This is a genomic window from Embleya sp. NPDC001921 (genome assembly GCF_053594475.1).
Map to the genome: position 1 here is coordinate 20,127 of NZ_JBSFEO010000069.1, position 22,005 is coordinate 42,131.

Below are 22,005 nucleotides of genomic sequence, written 5' to 3' on the forward strand. Positions count from 1 at the left end.
CACGGCTCGTGAAGGTGCTCGTCGAGCACCGACAAAGCGATGTTCGCCGGCAGCGGGGAGAGGATTCCGCCTTGCGGAGTGCCGGTCAACGTCGCCTTGTTCTCGCCGAGTTCCGTGAGAATCCCGGCCTTGAGGAAGGCTTTGACCAATATCAGGACGCGCTTGTCCTTCACCCGGTGTCGCACTCGGTCCATCAGGGCCGTGTGGTCGATCGAGTCGAAGCATGCCTCGATGTCCGCGTCCAGCACCCAGCGATATCCCCGAGTGCCGAAATAGTGGATCTCGGCGATCGCGTCCTGGGCCCGCCGTCGGGGCCGGAACCCGTAGGAGACCGGCATGAAATCGGCCTCGAAGATCGGTTCCAGCACCAGCTTCAGCGCCGCCTGAACGACTCGGTCCGCAATCGTCGGAATCCCGAGTCTGCGGACTTTCCCCGAGCCTCCCGGCTTGGGGATACTGCGTTCCCGCACCGGCAACGGACGGAACGAGCCGTCCTTGAGCGCGGTCCGCAGGGCGTTCAGGAATCCGGGGATGCCGATGAACGCCTCGACTCGGCGGCCGTCAGGCCGTCGACGCCGGGCGTTCGGGCTCCCCGGTTGCCCGCGACCCGGTCGAACGCCGTCAACAGCGTCGCCGGGTCGTGCACGAGGTTGAACAGGTCGTCGAACCGGCGGCCGGGATCGGCCACCGCCCAACGGTGAAGCTTGGTCTGCATCTCCAGTACCCGGACCCGAAGACCCGGAGCCCCGCTGTTCAGCAAGGCGTCTTCCGGCATTGCAGCGTCCTTCCCTTCTCGATACCGCTGCCGCCCTTCCCCATGTGACCGGCTTTCCCGGCCTCGGGGTACTACGGCGGCTCCGCCCCGTCCCGAACCGATCGGCGGTCGATGCGCCCGGCCCCGGCCGGCTGCCGGAAGCAGACGGCGAGGCGAGATCCGGAACGGTTCCCGTGTTCACTGTGGTTCGCTCGACGAAGTAGGAGCCCGACTGTGTCCCTGCGGTATCGCCACGAGTACGCCGCAGGCTTTCCTCGTGGCCTCCCGGGCAGCTTTTGTATACCGCCCAAGGGAGTTCTCCGGAGTCTCGAAGAAATACCCCGGATGCGCACCGCTTCCGGCCCTGATCCGCCAGGTTCGAGCCGGTGTCTCTTTGAGAGACGTGAAACGCCGGTTCCTCGCGTACTCCTCTCCGTCACGCTCGCCGGACCCGCCCCATCTGGCACTGGAGACGTCCCGGCTTTGTCAGGGTCGCTCCCGCCCTCCCCGGCATCACCCGGATCAGGCTGCCCTCAGCTTCAACCCCACTGCTGCGACAGGGGGTTGGTGCAGGTCTTCCACCTCCACTCGAACCAACAGCGCCTCACGGCGCAAACCGAATGTGAGACAGAGCCGTTCTCTTTACAGACCCCGGACCGTCGTACCGTTAACCTGGTTCGTTGCCAGCAGTGTTGGGGAGCTGGGCGTGCGGGGGCGCGATGTCATCAGTGCAGACGAGGTTGCTGGGGCGTGCTCAGCCTCTGGACGTCATCGACAGCCTGCTCGACCGCCTGCACGGCGAGCTGTCGGATGAGACGGCCGGGCCCGAAGCCGGAGCGGTCGAGCGCACGGTGCTGCTCCTGGGGGAGCCGGGAATAGGCAAGACCTCGCTCTTGGAGGATGCGGCCAGACGCGTTAAAGAGCGACGCGGGCAGGTGCGTTGGGTGGTGGGACGGCCGGAGGAGGCCGGTCTCGCGTTCAGCGGACTGGACATGCTGCTGCACCCTTGGCCCAGCATTTCGGCGGACATCGATGCCGAGGACCGGACGGTCCTCGAAACCGCGCTGCGCGGCGGAGCGCCGGCGGCCAGCGGGAACCTTGCGCCGGCTGGGGCTCTGCTGCGGGTCCTGTCCCGGTGGGCGGCCGAGGGGCCGTTCCTCGTGATCGTCGACGACCTCCAGTGGGTGGACCGGTCCACCCAGGATCTCCTGAGCCTGTGCGCCAGACGTCTCCACGGCGAACCGGTCGGGTTCCTTCTGGCAAGCCGTCCCGCAGGTCTGCCGCAGGGGTGGCCCCGTCAGAGCACCCTGCAGCACGTCGAGGTTCTCGACGACGTCCACTCCGCGCGCCTGCTCGATTCCCTGGCGGAGCCGCCGCAGGGCCGCGCGCGCCGCCAGGTCCTGCGGCAGGCCGGCGGCAACCCGCTGGGTCTGGTCGAGCTCGCGCGGGCCGCTGCCACCCGTCCGCTGACTGAGAAACCGGTCGGCCTGGAACTCCCGCTCACCGAGCGCCTCGAGCAACTCTTCGCTGCGGACCTGAACGCCCTGCCGGAGCTCACCCGCCGCCTGCTCCTGCTCGCCGCCGTCGCGGACCTGCCGGACATGGCCGCCCTGGCGGAGATCCTCGGTGACGTCCTGCAGCCTGATCCTTCGGATGCGGCGGTCGACGACGACCGGGGAGAAACGGCAGTGTCCGCTGGCGCGGCACGTGTCCTCGCCGGACGGACGGAGGTGGCCCGGGCTGCGGACGAAGCCTGGTCCGCAGCGGAGCAGGCCGGGCTGCTCACCCTGCGGCAGGGGGTGATCCGGTTCCGGCACCCGCTCATCCGGTCCGCCGTCCTGGCCGCGACCCCGTTCGAGGAACGATCCAGGGCGCACCTGCTGATCGCGTCGGTGCCCGACCTCGACGAGGACCGCCGGGCCTGGCACCGCGCCGCCGCCACGGTCATCGCGGACGAAGCGATCGCCGATGCCCTCGCGGCCACCGCGGAGCGGGCGCGCCGCCGCGGCGGCTACGCGGCGGCCGCGCTCACCTTGGAACGGGCCGCCCAGCTCAGCCCACGCACCGAGGACCGGGTCCGCCGGCTCAACGCGGCCGCGCAATCCGCCATGTTCGCCGGCCATCCGCGCTGGGTCGCCGAACTCACCGCCGCCGCGGCAGCCGACGCGGATACCGACGACGCCCGTGCCGAGGCCGACTTGAACGCCGGCTGGGCCCTGGCCCTGACCAGTCGGCACGACGAAGCGGTCGACCGTCTGATGGCGGCGGCCGACGCCTGGGCGGTCACCCGCCCGGAGGCAGCTGTTGGGGCGCTCGGCGCCGCGGGCGCGTCCGCCTACAACAGCGGCGACCCGCGATTCCGGGACGCGATTCTGGACCGCTACCGCCGGCTCGCCCCGCGGGACCCGAACTCCCACGCTTGGATCCTCGCCTGCTGCGACCCGCTCGGCTCGCGTGCGGAAGCCGTGGCCCACCTGCGCCGGGCGGTGGCCCTGGAAGGCACCCCGATCGGCGCCCGGGGCATGCTCGGTGCCGCCGCCTGGGCACTGGACGAGACCGAGTCGGCCGTCCAGGTGTTCGGCGCCGTGTTGGAGATCCTCCGCCAGGCAGCCACCGCGGGGGCGAACGCCACCATCGCCTTCACCCACGCCAGTGCCCTGTTCGACGCCGGCCGCTGGCCTGCCGCCCTCGCGGGGGTGAGCGAGGCCGAACGCGCGGCCGCAGTCGGGGGAATGGAACTCGCCGCCGTCAGCACGGACATCCTCGCCGCCTCGCTCGCCGCCGTCCGAGGCGACAGTGCACGCGCACGGCAGACTCTCGCCGACGCCGTCCGCGACTTCGATCTGCGCGGGACGCGTGTCTCGGAGGTGGCCGCCCGCCAGGCGAAAGCCCTGGCCGCACTCGCGGACGGCGACCACCGCACTGCCTACTTCCACCTCAGCCGGATGTTCCACCGCGACGGCACCCCCGTGCACTTCCACCGGTCCTTCCTCGGCCTCGCCGACCTCGCCGCCAGCGCCGCGCGCATCGACCGGGTCGCGGAAGCGCAGGCCACGCTCCGGACGGCCGCGGAGCAACTGCCGTCGACGACCTCGCTGAGGCAGCACCTCATCCTGCGCCGTGCCCACGGCCTTCTCGCCGATGACGGCGTGCAAGCCGAAGAGCTGCTCCGCGAGGCGGCGTTCGATCCGGGTGGCGACCAGTGGCCCTTCGAACGCGCACTCGCCCTCGCGGATCTCGGGGAGTGGCTCCGCCGTCAGCAGCGGCCGGCCGACGCCCGGGCTCCCCTCAGCGAAGCACACGAACTCTTCCAAGGCCTCGGGGCGATTCCCTGGACGACGCGCACCGCCGCGGAGCTGCGGGCCGCCGGCGTGGACACCGCCGAGGTGCGCCGGCCGGACGTGACCATGGAACTGACCCCGCAGCAGTTGTCCATCGTGCAGCTCGCCGCACAGGGGCTGTCGAACAAGGAGATAGCTTCCCGGCTGTTCCTGTCCCCGCGTACCGTTGGCTTCCACCTCAACCGGGCCTTCCCCAAGCTGGGCGTCACCTCCCGCTTCCAGCTCCGGGACGTCGTCCCGTAACCGAGCCGGCGCCGAACGACGAGCAGCCGCAGGTCCTTGGCGAGCGGAGCCGGCTTCGCGGCCGCGGGTGGCTATGGAGACGACAAGTGGTGCCGGTTCGACACGAGTCCCGGTGCACACCGCGACGCGTGGCCGGCAGGAAAGTTCGCGAACTCCGGAAGCACTTGCACGGCAGTGGCTTGCAAGGGGCGTGTGCGTGGACCATGTCAGGTTGGCAGGGTTGAGGAGGATGCGGACGACAGGGCGTCGTAGGCGGTCAGGTTGACCGGCTGGCAGCTCACCGACTTCGATGCGCCGCATCGGCCACCCTGGCCGACATGGATGCTTGGCCGACGTCCCCGGGGGTCCTGCCCCCCTTCACCGGTGGTGCTGATTGGGGGTGTGCTGTCTCGGGTATCGGATCGATCCTCCGGCACAGCACCGCCGGGCATGCCGGCCGCCTGGTGGTCTGAGTGTCCCGGCCGGGGCGGCGGCAGTGATAGACCAGGGCGGGTGGCAGGTTCGCCCACACTGTCCGGCCGAGGACGACTTCCTCGAAGCGCTCTGCCAAGGACCGGCGGAACCGGCGAGCCGCTGTGGACCGGTGGGCATGGATGTAGGCGAAAGTCGTGAAGGCTCCCCGTGGCGACAGAGCACACGCGACGGCGTCGAGCAGTTCGCGCTGCCGCTCGGGCCGGAACGTCGCCCATGGCAGGCCGCTGACGATGGCGTCGGCGTGTCCGAGTCCCCGCTCGGTCAGGAGAGCGGGGAGGTCGCGGGCGTCGGCGGTGAGCGCATCGACAGCGGGGAAACGGTCGGACAGCAGAGCGGTGAAGCGCTCGTTGACGTCGAGGGCGATGTGCCGGCCTCTCCCGTCGAGTCGCTCTTGGATGGTCCGGGTGAACGCGCCAGTGCCGGGGCCGAGTTCCACGACGACCGGGTGCCCCGTGGACGGAACCGGGGACGCGACCTGCCGGGCGAGGGCTTTACTACTCGGAATCACGGAGGCGACCACGGTCGGCGCCTTGACGAACTCACGGATGAACGGAATGAGGGTGCTGCTCACGACGCCTGGCCGTCCTTGTCGGTGAGTCGGTCGAGGATGCGGGCCGGCCCTGCGGTCGTGGCTTCGGGACGCCCACGGTCGCAGCGGCGGGTTGCCGCGAGCGGTGGTGCCCGTGTGGGGCCGGGGCGCGGGCGTACCAGGACGCTCTTCCGGTGGCGTCGCATCGCCGCCAGCCACTGGAGGCGCTGTTCCGCACTGCCGGACGCTTGGCGACCGGGAGCGTCAGGACGGCTGGACAGCGAAGCGTTCTGGCAGCAGGCACTGTCGGCGAGACGCCCGCAGAGACGTTGGTCGGTGGCGGTGCGGCTCAGGTAGCGGGGCCGCCACCGACCGGTGTGCTCGTCTGTCTTCCTAGCGGTGGATGGCCTTGAGTTCGAGGTATTCCTCGATCCCGACGCGGCCCAGTTCGCGGCCGTTGCCGCTTTGCTTGTAGCCGCCGAACGGCGCGGCCAGGTTGAACTCGCCGTTGTTGACGATGACCTGGCCGGTGCGCATGCGCCGGGCCACGGCCAGGGCGTGGTCGGGCCGGCCGAACACGCTGCCGCCCAGGCCGTAGACGGAGTTGTTGGCGATGGCGACGGCGTCGTCCTCGCCGGTGTACGGGATGATCGACAGGACCGGGCCGAAGATCTCTTCCTGGGCGATGACGGCGTCCGGTACCACGTTCGCGAAGATCGTCGGGCGGACGTACGCGCCGTGGTCGAGGCCCGCGACGGGGCCGGGGCCGCCGAACGCGACGGTGGCGCCGTCGGCGATACCGCGGTCGATGTACCGGGACACCGTGCGCTGCTGGGCGGCGGAGGCCATCGGGCCGATCCGGGTGGCCGGGTCGGTGGGATCGCCGACCGTGTAGGCCTGGGCGGCGGTCACCGCGAGTTCGACGATCTCGTCGTGCCGGTGCGCGGGCACCAGCATCCGCGTCCATGCGGCGCAGGTCTGGCCGCTGTTCATCCAGGCGTACTGCAGCCCGACGTCGACGGCGTGGGGCAGGTCGGCGCCGTCGAGGATGATGTTGGCGGACTTGCCGCCCAGTTCCAGCGCCACCCGCTTGACGGTGCCGGTCGCGGCGATGTTGACCTGCTTGCCGGCGCCGGTGGATCCGGTGAAGGAGACCATGTCGATGCCGGGGTGGGTGCTGATCGCTTCGCCGACCACCGACCCGGAGCCGTACACGACGTTGAAGACACCCGGCGGGATACCCGCCGCCGCGGTGACTTCCGCGCACAGGGCGGCAGTGAGCGGGGTCGCCACGCTGGGCTTGAGGACGACCGTGCACCCGGCGATCAGCGCCGGCGCGACCTTCGCGACCGTCTGGTACAGGGGCGCGTTCCACGGGGTGACCGCGCCGACCACGCCGATGGGTTCGCGGACGACCAGGGCGTTGCCCAGTTCCTCCTCCCAGGCGAAGCCGTCGGCCACCGCCGCGAAGGTGGCCGCGACGTGGGCGGACAGTTCGGCCTGCACGGCTCGGGCGTAGGTGATCGGGGAGCCCATCTCGGCGGTGACGGTGGCGGCGAAGTCGTCGAGGGCGCTCTTGATGCCGTCGGCGATCCGGGCGACCGCGGCGGCCCGCTCGCCGGCTGGGACCGCGGACCACAGCGGGAGCGCGCGCCGCGCGGCGGCGACGGCCCGGTCGACGTCGGCGGCCGTGCCCGCAGGTGCGTCGTCGATCACGGCGGCGGTGGCCGGGTTGACGACCGCAATGCGTTCGCGCGCGTCCTCGGCGGCTTCGGCACCGTCCATCCAGTGCCGCAGGGACCGCAGCCCGCTCACGCTCCGGTCTCCGCGCTGCACACGTCCTTGGGCTTGCCGGCCAGGGTGCCGGCGTCGTGGTAGAACAGCCGGTTCTCGACGATCTTGCCGCCCTTGACGGTGAACTGCTCGATGAACCGCATAGGTTCCCCGGTCGCGATGTCGGTGATGCCGACGCACGCGGCGACCCGGTCGCCGTCGGCGATGGTGTAGTGCACGGTGATCGTGGAGATGTCGAGGTAGTCGGGGAGGATCTGGGCGAGGACGAGAAATTGGTCCTTGCCGCAGTAGGTCCCGCCGAAGGGCAGGAAGTGCGGTTCGATGACCGCGATGTCGTCGGCCAGGTGAGCGAAGACCGCCTCGATGTCTCCCTTGTTCGCCGCGGCGAACATGGACTCGACGACGGCACGGTTCCGCTCGGTGAGCGAAGCGGCTGCGGACATGGCGTATCTCCTTTGCGGTCAAGGCTCTCGGTCGGTCGAGAAGCCCGTTGCAGTCAGGTGTTCGGGTGGATGAGGCACACGCGCTGCGGTCAGCGGTCAGCGGTCGATCGTGGACTCGTTGAAGTCGTCGTGCCGGGCGCCGGTGGCCGGGGTAAGGGCGTCGAGGCGCTCCAGCTGGCCGGCGGTCAGGGCGACGCCGTCGGCGGCGGTGTTCTCCTCGACCCGTGCGACCCGGCGGCTGCCGGGGATCGGGGAGATGTCCTCGCCCTGGGCCACCAGCCAGGCCAGCGCGATCTGCGCCGGCGTCCCACTGGCCTCGGCCGCGATGGCGCGCACCTCGTCCACGAGGCGCAGGTTCTGCCGGAACGCCTCGCCGATGAACCGCGGGTTGGTCTTGCGCCAGTCCCCTTCGGGGATCTCCTCCGGCGTGCGGATCTGCCCGGTCAGGAACCCGTGCCCCAGCGGCGAGTACGGCACCAGGCCGATGCCCAGCTCGCGCAGCAGCGGCAGCAGCTCGTCCTCGACGTCGCGCGTCCACAGCGAGTACTCGGTCTGCAGCGCGGCGATCGGGTGCACCGCGTGCGCGCGGCGGATCGTGTCCGGCGAGGCCTCGGACAGACCGATGTGCAGCACCTTGCCCTCAGCGACCAGTTCGGCCACCGTGCCGATGGTCTCCTCGATGGGCGTGTTCCGGTCGACCCGGTGCTGGTAGTACAGGTCGATCCGGTCGGTGCGCAGGCGCTTGAGCGAGCCCTCGACGGCGGTGCGGATGTTCGCGGGGCTGCTGTCGAACAGCGCCGTCCCGTCCCCGCCGTGCGACAGGATGCCGAACTTCGTGGCGATGACCGCCTGGTCGCGCCGGCCCTCCAGGGCCCGCCCGACGACCTCCTCGCTGTGGAACGGGCCGTAGCTCTCCGCGGTGTCGATGTGGGTGACACCCAGGTCGAGTGCGCGGTGGATGGCGCGGACGGACTCGGCGTCGTCCAGGTCGCCGCCGGTCAGCAGGGTGCCGGCCATCGACATGGTGCCCAGGCCGATCCGGGACACCTGCAGGGTCCCCAACGTGGCGTGCTGCATCACAGGACTCGTTTCTCGAAGAGGGTGTCGAAGAAGAGGCGCGCCGGAAGGGAGCAGCCGTTCCGCATCCGCGGCATCCGGCGGCGTTCCCGATCTCGCCGACACCCAGACAACAGCCCCGGCCGAACCCCCGACAGGCACTGCCGAAAGGGGTACTCACAGGGACCCCTTACGGCGCGCGGACCGGCCTATCCTCAGTCCCATGGACGAGAAAGAGTCCGCACGGGCAGCAGTACGCGAATTCCTCACCACCCGCCGCGCCCGCGTCACCCCCGCCGACGCCGGCCTCCCCGCACACGGCACCCGCCGCCGCGTCAAAGGCCTGCGCAGGGAAGAAGTCGCGCTGCTCGCCGGCGTCAGCCCCGAGTACTACGTGCGCCTCGAACGAGGCCAGGCCACCGGCCCCTCCGCCGGAGTCGTCGACGCCGTCGCCGATGTCCTGCGCCTGGACGACGACGAACGCACCCACCTCGACCGGCTCCTCGCCGCACTCACCCCCGCGACACGCAAACGCCGCCGCCCGGCGAAAGACGTGATCAACCCAGGAGTCCGCGTACTCCTGGACTCCCTGGACCACCTGCCCGCCGTGGTCTTCAACGGCCGGTTCGACATCCTCGCCGCCAACACCCTCGGCCGCGCACTCCTCGCGCCGATGTTCGACCGGCCCGGGCGGCTGAACTGCGCCCTCTTCCTGTTCCTCGACGAACCCCGGGCCCGGGACCTCTTCCCCGCCTGGGACCTGATCACCGCCGACACCGTGGCGACGCTCCGCGTCGAGGCAGGTCGGCACCCCGACGACCCGGACCTGACCGAACTGATCGGGCAACTCGCCACCCCCAGCACCGAATTCCGCAAGCGCTGGGCAACCAACGACGTACGCACCGCGCGGGCCGGCAGCAAGACCTTCCGCCACCCCCTCATCGGCGAGATCACCCTGCCCTACGAGACCCTGCGCATCGACGCCGCCTCCAGCCAGATCATCAGCGTCTACACCCCCCAGCCCGGCACCCCCGAAGCCGACGCCATCCGCCTCCTCGCCGGCTGGAACGCCGACGGCCGACGAAACGGCAACCTCGCTGCGGGAACGCCCGGCCGGACCCCCGACGACCGACCTGATCTCTGACCGCGGCGGGCAGGTCTCGCACTCGGCCGGCGGCAGTACGGCTAGGTAGCCCAGGTAAGTGAGCTGGTCCTTGGCGCTGCGTGCTGCGGTGTCACGGAACTCTGTGCGGGTGGTCGGCAGCCGTAGCACCTTGCACGCCTGGCGAATCCCGCTGCGCACTGGAGCTCATGTCGCAGTGCTTGTACAACCATGGACATGGCCGAACACCCTCCGGGTCGACTCGCTGCCGGCCAAGTCAGGTCTTCTGACAGAAGCGGCCGAAGCCGGTCGCGACGCACGCTTGTCGTATCCCTTCCGCCAAAACGACGTCATGCAGGGGTGCGCCATCGTGACTACGACCACGGCTACCGTCAGTGACAACAGTCTCGACCGGGTGCTGATCGGCCGAGGCACCGACCTGCAGCACATCGCTGTCTTCCTCGACAGGCTGCGCGCCGCAGGCAGCGCTTTGCCGTCCGGCATCGTTCTGCCGGCCCTAAGCGTCCATACGCCCGATCCTGGGGGCGGACCGCCGTCCTCCCAGGTCCGCGGCCCCGGTCCCGTGTGCTGCTCCATCGCGACCACCGGGGAGGGGCGATGACGGAACGCTATGCGGAATCGGCACTGATCGGGCGAGAAGCCGACACCGCGCGCCTGGGTGCCTTCCTGACCGAAGTACCGCACTGCGGCGGTTCCATGGTGCTCCTCGGCGACCCGGGCGTGGGCAAGTCGGCGCTCCTGGCAGCGCTCGCGCGCGAGGCGGAGGCGGCAGGCATGCGGGTACTGCGCACCGTCGGCGTGCAGTACCAGGCCCGGACCGGCTACGGCGCGCTGCGCCACTTGCTCGCCTCGTCCCCCGAAGCCTGGTCGCACACCGCGGGCGCACCCGAACTCGCCGCCGCCTTCGACCTCGAACGGGCCGCGACGCCGGAACACGACGCCGTGGCCGACGCCGTGGTGTCCTTGGCCGCCCGGCTGTCGAAGGACCGGCCGACCCTGCTGGTCCTGGACGACGCGCAATGGCTGGACTCGGCAAGCGCCGTGGTCTTTGGCCAGGTCGCGCGCCGGCTCGCCGGGACAGGTACCGGCATGCTGGCGTCAGTCCGGCTGGGCGACGAATCGTGCTTCGACCACGGCGGACTTCCCGCGCACGAGCTGCGCCCGCTCAGCGACGCCGCGTCGGAGGAACTGCTGCTGCGCCGCTTCCCGTTGCTGGCCCCGCGCGTGCGCCGACGCTTGATGGCGGACGCGGAGGGCAACCCGCTGGCCCTGCTGGAACTTCCCGCCGCGCTCACCGACTCCCAGCGGTCCGCGGCGCAGACCCTGCCCGTGCGCATCCCGCTGACCCAACGCCTCCAGGCCACCTTCGCGTCCCGGATCACCGCGCTGCCGGCCGCCACCCGGCACCTCCTGCTGGTCGCGGCACTGGACGGCACCGGCAACCTGCTCGTCGTACGCAGCGCGGTCCAAGGGCGTTGCCATCTCAAGCACCTGGCCCCCGCCGAGCGCGTCCGCCTCGTCCACGTCGACGACGCAACCGGACGCCTGGCCTTCGGGCACCCACTCATTCGCTCGGTCGTGGTCGACCTGTCCACCAGCGACCAGCGCCGCAGCGTGCACCGCGCGCTCGCGGACGCGTGGACCGGCGTCCCCGAGCAGCGCGCCTGGCACCTCGCCCAGGCCGCAGAAGAGCCCGACGCGCAGACCGCCGACCTGCTGGAGGAGGCCGCGGACGTCAGTGCCCGCCGCGGCGACGGCCCGGGCGCCATCACCGCCCTACTGCGCTCCGCCGACCTCAGCCCGGCCGCGCCGGAGCGGGCACGGCGCCTGGCCAAAGCCGCCTACCTGGGCGCCAACCTCACCGGCGACCTGCGGGACGTCCCGCGGCTGCTGGACGCCGCCCGCCACGCCGCTCCCGCCCACGGCTCGCTGGCCGCCGCCGTCGCCGGGGCGGCGTACCTGCTCAACGGCTCCGGCGACATCGACACCGCGCACCGCCTCCTCGCCGGCGCCATCGCCCTGCAGCCCGAGCCCTACGACCCAGGCGACGCCACCTTGGCCGAGGCCATGCACACCCTGCTGCTCATGAGCTTCTTCGGCGGCCGCGCGGAACTGTGGTCGGCCTTCGACGGCGCCGCCGCCAAGTACACCGCCGTCCCCGAACTCCTCGCCATCACCCGCAGCACGTTCGCCGACCCCGCACGCACCACTCCCGCGGCCCTGCTCCGGCTCGACGCGGCCATTGCCGAACTCCACCGCCACACCGATCCGCTGCACATCGTGCGGGTCGCCATCGCCGGTGCCTTCCTGGATCGGCTGGGCGCCTGCACTGAGGCCCTGCGCCGTGTTGTGGCGGCGGGTCGGCGCGGCGGGAACGTCACCGCCGCCATCGACGCGCTGTTCCTGCTCGGCAATCACGCCTGGCACACCGGCCAGTGGGGAGAGCTGCGCGAGGTCGTCCGCGAGGGACTGGACCTGTGCGAGCAGTACGACTATCCGATGCTGGCCTGCCCGGGGCACTTCCTGCTCGCTTGCGTCGCGGCGGCATGCGGAGACGATGCGGCGATGCGGGACCTGACCGACCGGATGGAACTGTGGGCGCTGCCTCGCCGTGCCGAAAGCGTGCGGTTCTACATCCTGCACGCCAAGGTGCTCCATTTCCTGGGCGTCGGGCAGTTCGAGGACGCCTACCGGCTCGGAAGCCTGATCGCACCACCAGGTGAGTTTCCCGCGTTCGTCCCGCACGGACTGTGGACTCTGCTCGACCTCGTGGAAGCCTGTGCCAGGAGCGGCAGAGGCGACCAGGCACGCGCTCATGTCAGGGCCGCTGCGGACGCCGGCCTGGACACATTTTCGCCCCGCCTGCGCATGGTGCTGCTCGCCGCTACCGGCCTGGCCAGCGAGGACGACGACGCCGCCGAGGCGCTGTTCCGCGAAGCCCTCGCTGTGGCGGACGCCGACCGCTGGCCTTTCGAGCACGCACGCATCCGCCTGTACTGGGGCGAACTGCTGCGGCGCGGCCGGTCCCCGGTCCGGGCCCGTGCGCAACTGCGCGGCGCGGTCGGTGCGTTCGAACGCCTCGGCGCCGCTCCGTGGGTCGCCCGCGCCAATCTCGAACTGCGCGCCTGCGGCGAACCGGTGCGCGCCCCGGCCGGCCTCGGCTCTGCCGCGCTGACCCCGCAACAGCGGGAAGTCGCACGCCTGGCGGCCGCAGGACTGACGAACAGGCAGATCGGAGAGAAGCTGTTCCTGTCCCCGCGCACCGTCTCCACCCACCTGCACCAGGTGTTCCCCAAACTCGGCGTCACCTCCCGAACCGCACTGCGCGATGCCCTGGAGCACCTGCCGGACGAATGAACCCCGCATCTACGTCACATGACGGAAGCTGCGGGAACGTCCCCGTTTCTACTCTTCCGGCATGGGCCGCAGTTGCCGGCCCGAAGGACACCGGGAGGAAAGATGAGCGACAACGCAGCGCGCGGAAGCGTCGTGCTGGTCCACGGCGGCTTCGTGGACGGCTCCGGGTGGCAGGGGGTGTACGAGGCGCTCACGGACGACGGGTACAACGTCGCGATCGTGCAGAACCCCACCATCTCGCTCGACGGCGACGTGACCGCCACCCGGATGGTGATCGACGCGATGCCGGGCCCCGTGACGCTGGTCGGCCACTCCTACGGCGGCGTCGTGGTCACCGAGGCGGGCAACCACGACAAGGTCACCAAGCTCGTCTACATCGCCGCGTTCGCCCCGGACAAGGGCGAGTCGGTCAACGCCCTGATCGCCGACCCGCCGCCGGGCGCGGCCGTGCCCCCGATCCTGCCGCCGGTCGACGGCTGGTTGCTGCTCGACCGCGACAAGTTCCCGGCCGCGTTCGCCGGCGACCTGCCGCTCGCCCAGGCCGAGTTCCTCGCCGCCTCGCAGGTCCCCTGGGGCCTGGACGCGGCCGGCGGCACGGTGGCCACGCCCGCCTGGCGCACCAAGCCGTCGTGGTACCTCGTCGCCACCGACGACCACATGATCCCGTCGCCCGCCCAGCGCGCGATGTCCGAGCGGATCGGCGCCCACGTCGTCGAGGCAGCGGGCAGCCACGCCATCTACGTCTCGCAGCCCGGTACCGTCGCCGACCTGATCAAGCAGGCCGCCGACAGCTGACCCCCGCCGCCGCCCCGCCACTCCGGCGCCCGCCGGCCAGCCCCCGACCGGGGCGGCCGACGGGCGCCGGTCTCACTACGGCCGCCGTCCGGCAGCCGCAACATCCCGCAGGGGTCGTCGCCGACCCCTGCCACCCCTGGAACAGAGGACCGTCATGGCATCACACCGCAGAAGGCGGAAGATCGGCACCGGCGCCGCCGCGCTCACCCTGGCCGGCGCAGCCACCTTCGCCACGCTCACCCTCACCCCCTCGGCGTCCGCCTCGGACGGTGACCGCCACCCGCGCCCTCCGAAGCCGACCGTCGTCCTCGTACACGGCGGCTTCGCCGACGCGTCCAACTGGAACGGGGTCGTCATCCGGCTGCAGAAGGACGGCTATCCCGTCATCGCGCCGGCCAACCCGCTGCGCGGCATCCCCAACGACGCGACCTATATCCGCAGCGTCCTCGCCTCGATCCAGGGCCCGATCGTCCTGGTCGGCCACTCGTACGGCGGCGCGGTCATCACCAACGCCGCCACCGGCAACCCGAACGTCAAGGCTCTGGTCTACGTCGCCGCGTTCGTGCCCGACGAAGGCGAACGCCTCGGGGAGATCATCAACAAGTTCCCCGGAAGCGAGATCGAGGCCGCGCTGCGGCCGGTCCCGTTCACCAACGCGGATGGCACCACCGGGACCGACCTGTACATCCAGCAGGACAAGGTCGACGACGTCTTCGCCGGTGACCTCTCCAAGAAGGACGTCGCCCTGATCGCGGCGGGGCAACGCCCGTTCAGCGCTTCGGCGTTCGGCGACGTCAGCGGCCCGGCGGCCTGGCGCAGCATCCCGTCCTACGGCGTCGTGGCCACTGCCGACAAGGCGATCCCCGCCGCCGTGGAGCGCTGGGAGTACCAGCGCGCCGGCGCTCGTAAGGTCGTCGAGGTGAAGGGCGCCTCTCACGTCGTCATGATCAGCCACCCGGACAAGGTCGCCCGCCTCATCGACCAGGCGGCCGACGAAACCCGCTGACCCCAAGGCAACACCGGCCAAGCGCTGATGCGCCGACGCAGTCCGATCACCGCCGCGTCGCGGCCCCCGCTACTGCCGCCGGCCAGGCGGATGCCTGGCCGGCGGCAGTAGGAAGGATTCCCGTGGATCCCCAGGACAGCCCCCTCGGACCCGACGAGCGCGCCACCGCCGGGGAAGCCCTGCAAAGCGCACTCGTCGATGCGCGGGCCGGCCGTGTGGCCGTCGCCGTCGGCCTTCGAGGTCGCCTCGAGCCGATGCGTGGTCATGGTCCGGCCCGACGGATCCCGGGAGATCTGGGCGATCGTGTCACGCCACAAGCGCCAGCGGCCCGACGACGACCTCCACGACGCCCTGCGCGAGCCCATGTCCGACCAGAGCGGACGTCCGCACGCCGAAGCCGACTGCACCGAATGGTGCAGTCGGAGTCCATACTCCGCGGTTCCCCACCGCGGGCGTCGATTCCGGCCCACAAGACGTCCCACAGTCGACCCCCGGCCGCGCCGTTCACGCGCGTCCACGAACCCCACGGCAACCCCTGGCCGCGAAGGCGCCAGCGGCGTGTCAGGGATGGCGGCCGGGCAGGTATGGGGACATGACCACGGGGGACGACACACAGGCCGCGAGACTTCCGGCACGACGATCCGGCGAAGTCGGGCGGGTGTCCGGACAGGACCGATGGCCCGTGTTCTTGGGCAGGGTCAGCAACGACCGCTGGGGGGCGGCGGCGCGGATTTCCGACCGTGCCGCGCTTGAACGCTCCGTGGCAGGACACGATCTCGGGCGAACGCGCGGGATGGCGCACACGCGCGGCGAACCTCAACGGCGACCGGGGCTTCGCCGTCGACTACGCGGTGTGCCGTGGGTGCCGACTCGGGTGGGTCGAACAGCCCTATACGGACCCCTCCTACCAGCGATGTGGCCTTGCCACCGCAGGACTGGCCGCGCTTCGAGCCGAGAACCCGGGGCTGTCCTGGCACACCCTTGGAGGCCACTTCCGGAGCTCGAAGCCGTTCTGGGCCGCAGTCGGCAACGGCGTGCCCGGCATTGGGGCCGCGCGGGTGTGGGTGCGGGCCCGGGGGCGCCGAGGAGTTCGAGGGCTGCGGCGGGTCCGTGGTCGCGGCGGACGGCGGCGATCGCTGGATAGACCACGGCGAGATCGCCATCGGACACGAAGGGCGCAGACGCATTGCGTACGACGTGCGCCGCGCCCGATAAGCGCCTCGCGTCGCGCCCTCGAATCGCAGTTCAGGGGGTCACGTCGCCATCACACCCCGTTGACGGCAACAGGATTGACTGAACAGAAGCACCTGATAGGGAACAACTGCTACGGGCACACCAGCCCTGGCAGCGCCGGATAGCCGCCCCGACAACGCGGTCGCCTGGCCCAGCCTTGCCGAGAAACGGCTCAGCCGCCCCGCATCTGACTGCCACCGATCGCAACCACGTTGCCGGCGCGCAGGCCAGCGATGTACTAGCCGTCGTGCAGGAGGGCGCTGAATGCGGCGGTCATGGTGATGAAGCGGGCGTAGTCGTCGGTTGCCCCGGTGGCACGGACGGGGCGTGCGCGCAAGACACGAACGCCGCGTAGCGGCAGTGCCAGTGCGTTCGCGCCGTCCGGGTGGGCGGGGCGGTACTGGTCGGGTGTCAGCCACAGGGCGTACCAGGCCTTGGCGGGCGCGCCGAGACGGCCTTCCCCAGCGGAGGCCGGGGCCGTGTGTCGCACGGGCATGCCGGGTCCGTGCAGGTGCGGAGGGTGGCGGTGGCACGGTGGCGGACGAGTGAGCCGTTTGTACGAAGTCCCGCGGGTTCTCTGGCCGTCGATTCCCCCTGGTAGAGCCTCCGTGCAGCATGCTGCGGGTTCACTCGATCGCGTGGAGATCTTGGCATTCGGTCGAGAATCCCGATGTTTTGGCGGTATCTCGTGTGCATGGTCATTTCTGGTGAAGTGAAGCGTTCGTGACGCTGGCACCGGTGCGTTCGCTGGGTTCGCCTCGGCGATTGTGCGGCGCCCAAGAGCATGAGGACTACGAGCAGGAGCTCGTGGACCAGTACCTTCTGGCTTCGGTCGGCGCCGGGGTCTGCGACAGCACGATCGCGAACGACCGATCGGTGATCCTCGACCTGATCCGTTTTCTGGGGCGTCCGGCGTGGAGCGTCCAGCCGGACGCCGCCGACCGGTTCCTGGTTGATCAACGCAAACGGGGCCTGGCCCGGAGCACCGTGCACGCCAAGGCCGGTGTCATCGCCCGGTTCTTCGATTTCCTCATCGCCCGCTACCAGGGCGATGTGCGCGCGCTGACCGGCCACGTCCTCGTGCAGCCGATCGACGAGTTCAACCGGCCCGCAAAGCCCGACTACGGCAACCCCCGCGTACCTCCGTCCGACCCCGAGATCGCGCAGCTCTTCGGAGCCTGGCGCGACTCGCTGACGTCGGCACGCAAGTACCTGATCGCCGCGCGGGACTACTTCGCCGCCTCGTTGTGGCGGCGGGTGGGACTGCGCATCAACGAGACCGTCATGTTGGACATCCGGGACTGGCGTCCCGACCTGGGCGACTTCGGGAAGAGCCACGTCCGGCACGGCAAGGGAAGCCGCAGGCGCGGGCCAAAATCCAGGCTGGCCCAGCGATCAACTCCGTTGACTCGTTGATGAGTTGGTGGTTCACCGATGTGCGGCATCAGTTCGGCGACGACTACGCCGATCCCGACGCTCCGCTGCTCCCGAGTGAGCGCCGCGACCCCCTCACCGGCTGGTCATGCCGCGTCGGCGACGACGCCTTGCGATCCGGTCTCGCCAGCGCGGTGGGGTTGTACCTGCCCACCTGGGACAAGGAGCTCACGCCGCATGTGTTGCGGCACTTCTGCGCGTCCTCGTACTACGCCCAGGGCCTGGACCTCAAGGCGATCCAGGAACTCCTGGGCCACGAATGGCTGTCCACCACGACCCGGTACGTCCATGTCCACGAGAAGCACATCGAGACCGCCTGGACCGCAGCGAACGTCCGTGTCGCCCTGCGGCTCGGGCAGGCCGAGGAAAGGTGACACGGTGCGCTGGAACCTGCGCATGAAGGCCGCCGAACGAGGCATCTGGAAGTCCACCGAGATGCGACGCCGCCTGGCCGACGCCGGGTTGGAGATCAGCGCGGGCAAGATGTCCGCGCTGTGGACGAGCGTTCCGACCACCGTGCGCCTGGACGACCTCGACATCATCTGCGCGGTGCTCGAATGCAGCACGGCGGACCTGCTCGTCCACGAGCCCGACGTCGCCGCCGCCCGCCGGCCGAGAAAGGCCGCCGCCGACGCTCCCGGCGCCACCTCGATCACCCCGCGGCTCGGCCGCCACCGCACGCTGCCGCCGGTATGACGGGCCCACCGCGCACGTGCCCCGATTGCGGCCTGCGGCCGGTCGCGCACGCCAAGGCCGTCTACTGCTACGCGTGCCGCACCCGCGGGCCCCGCACCCCACCGACCTGCAGACGGTGCGGCTCGTGCCACGACTACTACTCCGCTCGTCGAGACAACGACCACACCGAGGCGTGTCCGGCCGGTCGCCGAGCCACGGTTCTCGCGTCGACTCGGCAGGCTCCGTTGAGCGCATGACAACCTCCGCGCCCCGGAGTTCATGAACCGACGTCGAACCGACGCACGCGCACCGCCTGAATCCCGGCTCCGGCCGGGAGTTCCTCAACCAGCAGCTTCGGAATACGCGAACTCACGGGAGATCGACGTAGGACACGATGTGGTCGTCGCCGTCGTGCAACAGCCGTCCACCCAGGATGGCGTGGGAGAGCGGGTATTCGCCGTTGCCGAAGGCAAGTTCCCCGTCGGTGAGACAGCGGTGCAGCGCATCCCAGGACCTGTCCGGGTCGACGAGCCGGTCCCCGTCCCGGCGTTCCTCGATCTCCTCGACCAGGTCCATGACCTCGCCGTCGTCCCCGGCCGCGAGCAGTCGCTCCGCGTCCTCGGCCTCCAGCGCGAAGATCACCGCGCGACATCCCACTGTGTCCTCCCACCCTGCGAAGATCCGGTTGGGGAATCCAAGCACATGTTCGACAGTCGACGGCTGCGGAGTGCGCCCGGTTCCGACGCGCCGTTCCGAGACCGGGGGCGCATGGTCGTTTCGTCGAGAGGCCGTACATGGACACGCACAACCGGCGGATGGTCGAACTGTTGAGGATCGGGAACGCGCGGCAGGTGGTGGCGGTGCGCGTTCTGCCGACCCCCGTGGTCGAGGAACCGACCTGGCGTAGTTTCACCGCGACGGTGTCCGTCTCCAGCGACTGGTTCGACATCGAGACGGACACCAACGTCGACCTGGTCGACGACGACACCGACACCGATACCGACGCCCTGGACTCGTGGGAGAGCATCCTGGACCTGCTCGCCCAGTGGTGGGCGTCCGACGCGGCGACCGACGTGTCCTTCGACTGGCCGCCCATGGGACCCACCGGCTACCTGCGCGTCAGCCGCACCGGCCGGGACGGACTGCTGTCGATACGCGTCTGCGACGGGCCGCGCACCGGCATCGGCGTCCACGTCCCCCTCGACCCCGCCCCGAACTGGATCGAGGAGAACCGGGCACTGCTCGCAGCCGCACGCACGACGCTCGCCCGCCGGATGTCCCCGCCCACCGACGGCGCCGCAAAACCGTGACGCACATCGCGTGACGGTCCGCCACCAGCCCCCTGCAGGAACGACCCCCGCCACCTGCCCCGCTGCCGGCGCCCGGCCCGGGATCCCGCCGCGCCGTGCCCGCTCCGGGAGACCTGGGCCTGGGAGGGCGAGCCCCTCGCGACCGGCAAACCGAGGCCTACGCGAGTCGGCGAGCTGCGTCGCGCTCCGACGGTCACGTCGAGATCCGCGCCGCGCGGGCGACACCCGGCGCCACGCCATGCGGACGGGGCGCCCCGAACGGAGCAGGGGACCAACCCGGCATGAGCCGGCCCAGGGGCAGCAGGCCGGCGAGGAACTCGCCGCCGCCGCCCGAGCCGGCCACGCCATCACCCACGCCCGCGCCGCCGACCCCGACGAACAACCCCGCCTGCACCGCCGCCCCGACCACACCACCGCCGGCACCGACATCACCGCCACCTGGCTCGACCACGCCCAGGCCGAACTCGACGACGCGCTGCGCCGCCTCGGCGAGGCGCGTCGCACCGCGGCCTGACCCCTGGCATGCCGGGACCTGCGGGTGCGATTCGCGCGACGCGCACTACCTCGACCACCCCGACGGCCGATCCGATCGCCGGCCCAGGCCGCGGCACGTTCGGAAGCCGAGACCGCGTTCGTGTGCATCGGCCCCGGGGCGGGGGCGCCGGCTGAAGGAAGCCGGACCCGCCGGCGCGGTCCGCACCGCGGCCGAGATGGCCCGCGCGGTCGAACTCGCGACCGTCATGGGCTTCGACTGCCCCGATCGCAAGGGTGACCCGAAGCCGCCCTGCGCTCGCGGATTGCCGGAAGCCGCCCGCTTGTGAGCGGGCCGGTCGGGAACAAGTTCGCGTCACCCTCGGAACCGCGCGTGGTCTTCACGGATCCGCAGCAGCATGCCGGTGAGTGGTTCGCTGCCGTCATCGGGAACGAGCACCATCTGCTGTGCCGCGATGTCCTGATCGGCCCGCGCCCGCTCATCGGTCCCGCCGTGCTGCCACGCGACCTTCAGCGCATCGAACAAAGGACTGATCTCGCCCCAGCCCGGCCCCGGCTCGAACCGGCAGTCCGTCCAGAACATGTCGATCTCTTCGAGAAGCAATGTTCCGACGTGCGTGTCACCCCGTCTGAGCTGCCACGATCCCGGCGTCAACTCGACCCCCTCGCTTTTGCGTACGAAGAACGACGGTAGCGACGGGCCCGTGCGGACAGCACAGCGCCCGAGGTTGGACGGCGGGCTGAGAGCATGCTGCCCGACCTTGCCCAGGCTTGAAGACCTGCCGCGCGATCGTCGCCCCGGGGTTGCGTCGGGCCCGCGTACCAGTGTTCCGGCCCGTGATCGATCCGGTCGGCCGCACCGGTGCGGATGATGATGTGCTCGTGGAGAGGTTGCACGCCCTCGCGTGGGGCGGGGAGGGTGCGGTCGCCTCCCGCAGTTGCATGCCGGACGAGCCGTTCCCGCCGCTGACGCCGGTCGACGTCGAGGCTGCGGAAGGCAGGCTCGGGTACCGGCTGCCCCGGTTGCTTCGGTTGCTCCGGCGTGTCTACACCGAGATAGGTGACGGGGGATTCGGGCCGGAAGGCGGTCTCGCCTCGCTGACACCACGCTGCATCCCGCAGTGGCACCGGCCGCACCGGCCGTGCGCAACGACCCTCCACGCCCGGCGGCCGGAGTGGAGACGACCGCCGGCCTCGTGGTTCTTCCCGGCGGGTGGCGGGTGCGGCATGGAGTGGTACGTCTCGCTGATCGCGGTCGATCATCCGGTGCTGCTCCGGGACTCCGACGGCTGGGAACCGGACCGGGGCGAGGATCCACACGACGGGCTGCGGTACGCGGCGCCGTCCTGCGCGAGTGGCCGTGGACCTGGGCGGATGGAGGCAACGTCTGGGATCGGGTGTCGGCGCGGCCCGACCGGACGCACCGACCATCGAAGTCGCTTCACCCGCGGTTCGACCCCGCCGTGATCGAAGCCACTCGGCAAGCCGCTTCTTCAGGCCTACGGGCGTGCGGGGTCGGGGGGCATGTGGTGGCGTCGGCGATCGCGGCCTCGAGGTTCGGGTATCGCCATCGGGATCCGCGGTGGGCGATGTGCCGGCGTCCCAGAAGGCGCGGGTTCGACGGTGACGGGGTGGCCGTCGCGTTCCCCGACGAGGTAGGCGCCGGATTCCTCGTTCCACAGGTGCGCGTGTCGCGCACGGCTGGATCCGCGCCCCACCGCGAACAGCGATCGGATGATCCGAAGGGAACGGCCTGGGGCGGTCATTCACCCAGCCGCCATCTTGATCCGGTCGGCAGCATGCTCGGGACGGGGCGTGTGATCATGCGCGGTCGCAGGGCCTGCTCAGTCGTCGAACCACACGACCAAGCGCACGTTGTCGTCACCGTGTGGTGCGGCAAGCGACTCCATGGCCTTCCACACGGGTTGCCACTCCCCGGTTTCGGT

The 22,005-nt window shown here is 70.9% G+C and carries 18 protein-coding genes and 1 pseudogene; 10 read left to right on the forward strand and 9 right to left on the reverse strand.

Annotated features, from left to right (window positions below; translation table 11 throughout):
- Nucleotides 1-65 precede the first annotated feature (65 nt).
- Together ACWCPW_RS46790 and ACWCPW_RS46795 are read right to left on the reverse strand one after the other, a co-directional pair.
- Nucleotides 66-470 (reverse strand): annotated as a pseudogene (locus ACWCPW_RS46790) (reverse transcriptase domain-containing protein); the annotation flags it as partial.
- Nucleotides 471-517: 47 nt separating this feature from the next.
- Nucleotides 518-775: a hypothetical protein gene (locus ACWCPW_RS46795; RefSeq protein WP_449767742.1), complete on the reverse strand. Its 258-nt coding sequence runs from the start codon at nt 773-775 to the stop codon at nt 518-520.
- A 698-nt stretch (nt 776-1,473) separates the two neighbouring features.
- Between ACWCPW_RS46795 and ACWCPW_RS46800 the strand changes: the two genes are divergently transcribed.
- A complete protein-coding gene (locus tag ACWCPW_RS46800) occupies nt 1,474-4,338 on the forward strand; it encodes a LuxR C-terminal-related transcriptional regulator (protein ID WP_449767743.1) in 2,865 nt (954 codons plus the stop codon).
- A 277-nt stretch (nt 4,339-4,615) separates the two neighbouring features.
- On the opposite strand, the gene ACWCPW_RS46805 is transcribed toward ACWCPW_RS46800, so the two are convergent.
- From ACWCPW_RS46805 to ACWCPW_RS46820, 4 genes are all read right to left on the reverse strand, one after another.
- Nucleotides 4,616-5,383: a class I SAM-dependent methyltransferase gene (locus ACWCPW_RS46805; protein WP_449767744.1), complete on the reverse strand. Its 768-nt coding sequence runs from the start codon at nt 5,381-5,383 to the stop codon at nt 4,616-4,618.
- 351 nt (nt 5,384-5,734) lie between these two features.
- On the reverse strand, nt 5,735-7,156 hold the full coding sequence (locus ACWCPW_RS46810; RefSeq protein WP_449767745.1) for an aldehyde dehydrogenase family protein: 1,422 nt from the start codon (nt 7,154-7,156) through the stop codon (nt 5,735-5,737).
- The gene (locus tag ACWCPW_RS46815) at nt 7,153-7,578 is read right to left on the reverse strand and encodes a nuclear transport factor 2 family protein (protein ID WP_449767746.1); all 426 of its coding nucleotides are present in this window, start codon (nt 7,576-7,578) and stop codon (nt 7,153-7,155) included. Before ACWCPW_RS46815 ends, ACWCPW_RS46810 begins: the two co-directional genes overlap by 4 nt.
- 96 nt (nt 7,579-7,674) lie before the next feature.
- A complete protein-coding gene (locus ACWCPW_RS46820; protein WP_449767747.1) occupies nt 7,675-8,655 on the reverse strand; it encodes an aldo/keto reductase in 981 nt (326 codons plus the stop codon).
- A 202-nt stretch (nt 8,656-8,857) separates the two neighbouring features.
- On the opposite strand from ACWCPW_RS46820, the gene ACWCPW_RS46825 reads away from it, so the two are divergent.
- From ACWCPW_RS46825 to ACWCPW_RS46840, 4 genes are all read left to right on the forward strand, one after another.
- Nucleotides 8,858-9,778, forward strand: coding sequence for a helix-turn-helix domain-containing protein (locus ACWCPW_RS46825; protein ID WP_449767748.1), 921 nt, complete (start codon nt 8,858-8,860; stop codon nt 9,776-9,778).
- Between the two features lie 576 nt (nt 9,779-10,354).
- Nucleotides 10,355-13,114 carry an AAA family ATPase gene (locus ACWCPW_RS46830; protein ID WP_449767749.1) on the forward strand — a complete coding sequence of 920 codons (2,760 nt, stop codon included), beginning with the start codon at nt 10,355-10,357 and terminating at the stop codon, nt 13,112-13,114.
- A 102-nt stretch (nt 13,115-13,216) separates the two neighbouring features.
- Nucleotides 13,217-13,909 (forward strand): alpha/beta hydrolase, encoded by a 693-nt coding sequence (locus tag ACWCPW_RS46835; protein ID WP_449767750.1) that lies wholly within the window; start codon nt 13,217-13,219, stop codon nt 13,907-13,909.
- A gap of 154 nt (nt 13,910-14,063) precedes the next feature.
- Nucleotides 14,064-14,915: an alpha/beta fold hydrolase gene (locus ACWCPW_RS46840; RefSeq protein ID WP_449767751.1), complete on the forward strand. Its 852-nt coding sequence runs from the start codon at nt 14,064-14,066 to the stop codon at nt 14,913-14,915.
- Nucleotides 14,916-16,386: 1,471 nt separating this feature from the next.
- On the opposite strand, the gene ACWCPW_RS46845 is transcribed toward ACWCPW_RS46840, so the two are convergent.
- Complete coding sequence (locus ACWCPW_RS46845) at nt 16,387-16,644, reverse strand: hypothetical protein (protein ID WP_449767752.1); 258 nt, start codon at nt 16,642-16,644, stop codon at nt 16,387-16,389.
- Between the two features lie 227 nt (nt 16,645-16,871).
- Here ACWCPW_RS46845 and ACWCPW_RS46850 point away from each other — a divergent pair, with 227 nt between their 5' ends.
- The 3 genes from ACWCPW_RS46850 to ACWCPW_RS46860 are packed head-to-tail and all read left to right on the forward strand — an operon-like array spanning nt 16,872 to nt 18,278.
- Nucleotides 16,872-17,564: a hypothetical protein gene (locus ACWCPW_RS46850; protein ID WP_449767753.1), complete on the forward strand. Its 693-nt coding sequence runs from the start codon at nt 16,872-16,874 to the stop codon at nt 17,562-17,564.
- Nucleotides 17,564-17,956: a tyrosine-type recombinase/integrase gene (locus ACWCPW_RS46855; RefSeq protein ID WP_449767754.1), complete on the forward strand. Its 393-nt coding sequence runs from the start codon at nt 17,564-17,566 to the stop codon at nt 17,954-17,956. The genes ACWCPW_RS46850 and ACWCPW_RS46855 overlap by 1 nt, the downstream gene beginning before the upstream one ends.
- Nucleotides 17,957-17,960: 4 nt before the next feature.
- Nucleotides 17,961-18,278 carry a helix-turn-helix domain-containing protein gene (locus tag ACWCPW_RS46860; protein WP_449767755.1) on the forward strand — a complete coding sequence of 106 codons (318 nt, stop codon included), beginning with the start codon at nt 17,961-17,963 and terminating at the stop codon, nt 18,276-18,278.
- Nucleotides 18,279-18,626: 348 nt separating this feature from the next.
- Here ACWCPW_RS46860 and ACWCPW_RS46865 read toward each other — a convergent pair whose 3' ends face one another.
- Complete coding sequence (locus ACWCPW_RS46865) at nt 18,627-18,914, reverse strand: DUF1877 family protein (RefSeq protein ID WP_449767756.1); 288 nt, start codon at nt 18,912-18,914, stop codon at nt 18,627-18,629.
- 137 nt (nt 18,915-19,051) lie between these two features.
- Here ACWCPW_RS46865 and ACWCPW_RS46870 point away from each other — a divergent pair, with 137 nt between their 5' ends.
- On the forward strand, nt 19,052-19,567 hold the full coding sequence (locus ACWCPW_RS46870; RefSeq protein ID WP_449767757.1) for a DUF5959 family protein: 516 nt from the start codon (nt 19,052-19,054) through the stop codon (nt 19,565-19,567).
- 238 nt (nt 19,568-19,805) lie between these two features.
- Complete coding sequence (locus ACWCPW_RS46875; protein WP_449767758.1) at nt 19,806-20,081, forward strand: hypothetical protein; 276 nt, start codon at nt 19,806-19,808, stop codon at nt 20,079-20,081.
- A 333-nt stretch (nt 20,082-20,414) separates the two neighbouring features.
- On the opposite strand, the gene ACWCPW_RS46880 is transcribed toward ACWCPW_RS46875, so the two are convergent.
- Nucleotides 20,415-20,642: a hypothetical protein gene (locus ACWCPW_RS46880; protein WP_449767759.1), complete on the reverse strand. Its 228-nt coding sequence runs from the start codon at nt 20,640-20,642 to the stop codon at nt 20,415-20,417.
- Between the last annotated feature and the right edge of the window lie 1,363 nt (nt 20,643-22,005).

What these genes read in the sequence shown, in the direction of transcription:
- ACWCPW_RS46875 (WP_449767758.1), top strand. Translation starts at nt 19,806, where the DNA reads ATGCGGACGGGGCGCCCCGAACGGAGCAGGGGACCAACCCGGCATGAG.
- ACWCPW_RS46870 (WP_449767757.1), top strand. Translation starts at nt 19,052, where the DNA reads ATGGACACGCACAACCGGCGGATGGTCGAACTGTTGAGGATCGGGAAC.
- ACWCPW_RS46845 (WP_449767752.1), bottom strand. Translation starts at nt 16,644, where the DNA reads ATGCCCGTGCGACACACGGCCCCGGCCTCCGCTGGGGAAGGCCGTCTC.
- ACWCPW_RS46800 (WP_449767743.1), top strand. Translation starts at nt 1,474, where the DNA reads ATGTCATCAGTGCAGACGAGGTTGCTGGGGCGTGCTCAGCCTCTGGAC.
- ACWCPW_RS46880 (WP_449767759.1), bottom strand. Translation starts at nt 20,642, where the DNA reads ATGTTCTGGACGGACTGCCGGTTCGAGCCGGGGCCGGGCTGGGGCGAG.
- ACWCPW_RS46835 (WP_449767750.1), top strand. Translation starts at nt 13,217, where the DNA reads ATGAGCGACAACGCAGCGCGCGGAAGCGTCGTGCTGGTCCACGGCGGC.
- ACWCPW_RS46830 (WP_449767749.1), top strand. Translation starts at nt 10,355, where the DNA reads ATGACGGAACGCTATGCGGAATCGGCACTGATCGGGCGAGAAGCCGAC.
- ACWCPW_RS46840 (WP_449767751.1), top strand. Translation starts at nt 14,064, where the DNA reads ATGGCATCACACCGCAGAAGGCGGAAGATCGGCACCGGCGCCGCCGCG.
- ACWCPW_RS46795 (WP_449767742.1), bottom strand. Translation starts at nt 775, where the DNA reads ATGCCGGAAGACGCCTTGCTGAACAGCGGGGCTCCGGGTCTTCGGGTC.
- ACWCPW_RS46815 (WP_449767746.1), bottom strand. Translation starts at nt 7,578, where the DNA reads ATGTCCGCAGCCGCTTCGCTCACCGAGCGGAACCGTGCCGTCGTCGAG.
- ACWCPW_RS46825 (WP_449767748.1), top strand. Translation starts at nt 8,858, where the DNA reads ATGGACGAGAAAGAGTCCGCACGGGCAGCAGTACGCGAATTCCTCACC.
- ACWCPW_RS46820 (WP_449767747.1), bottom strand. Translation starts at nt 8,655, where the DNA reads ATGCAGCACGCCACGTTGGGGACCCTGCAGGTGTCCCGGATCGGCCTG.
- ACWCPW_RS46855 (WP_449767754.1), top strand. Translation starts at nt 17,564, where the DNA reads ATGAGTTGGTGGTTCACCGATGTGCGGCATCAGTTCGGCGACGACTAC.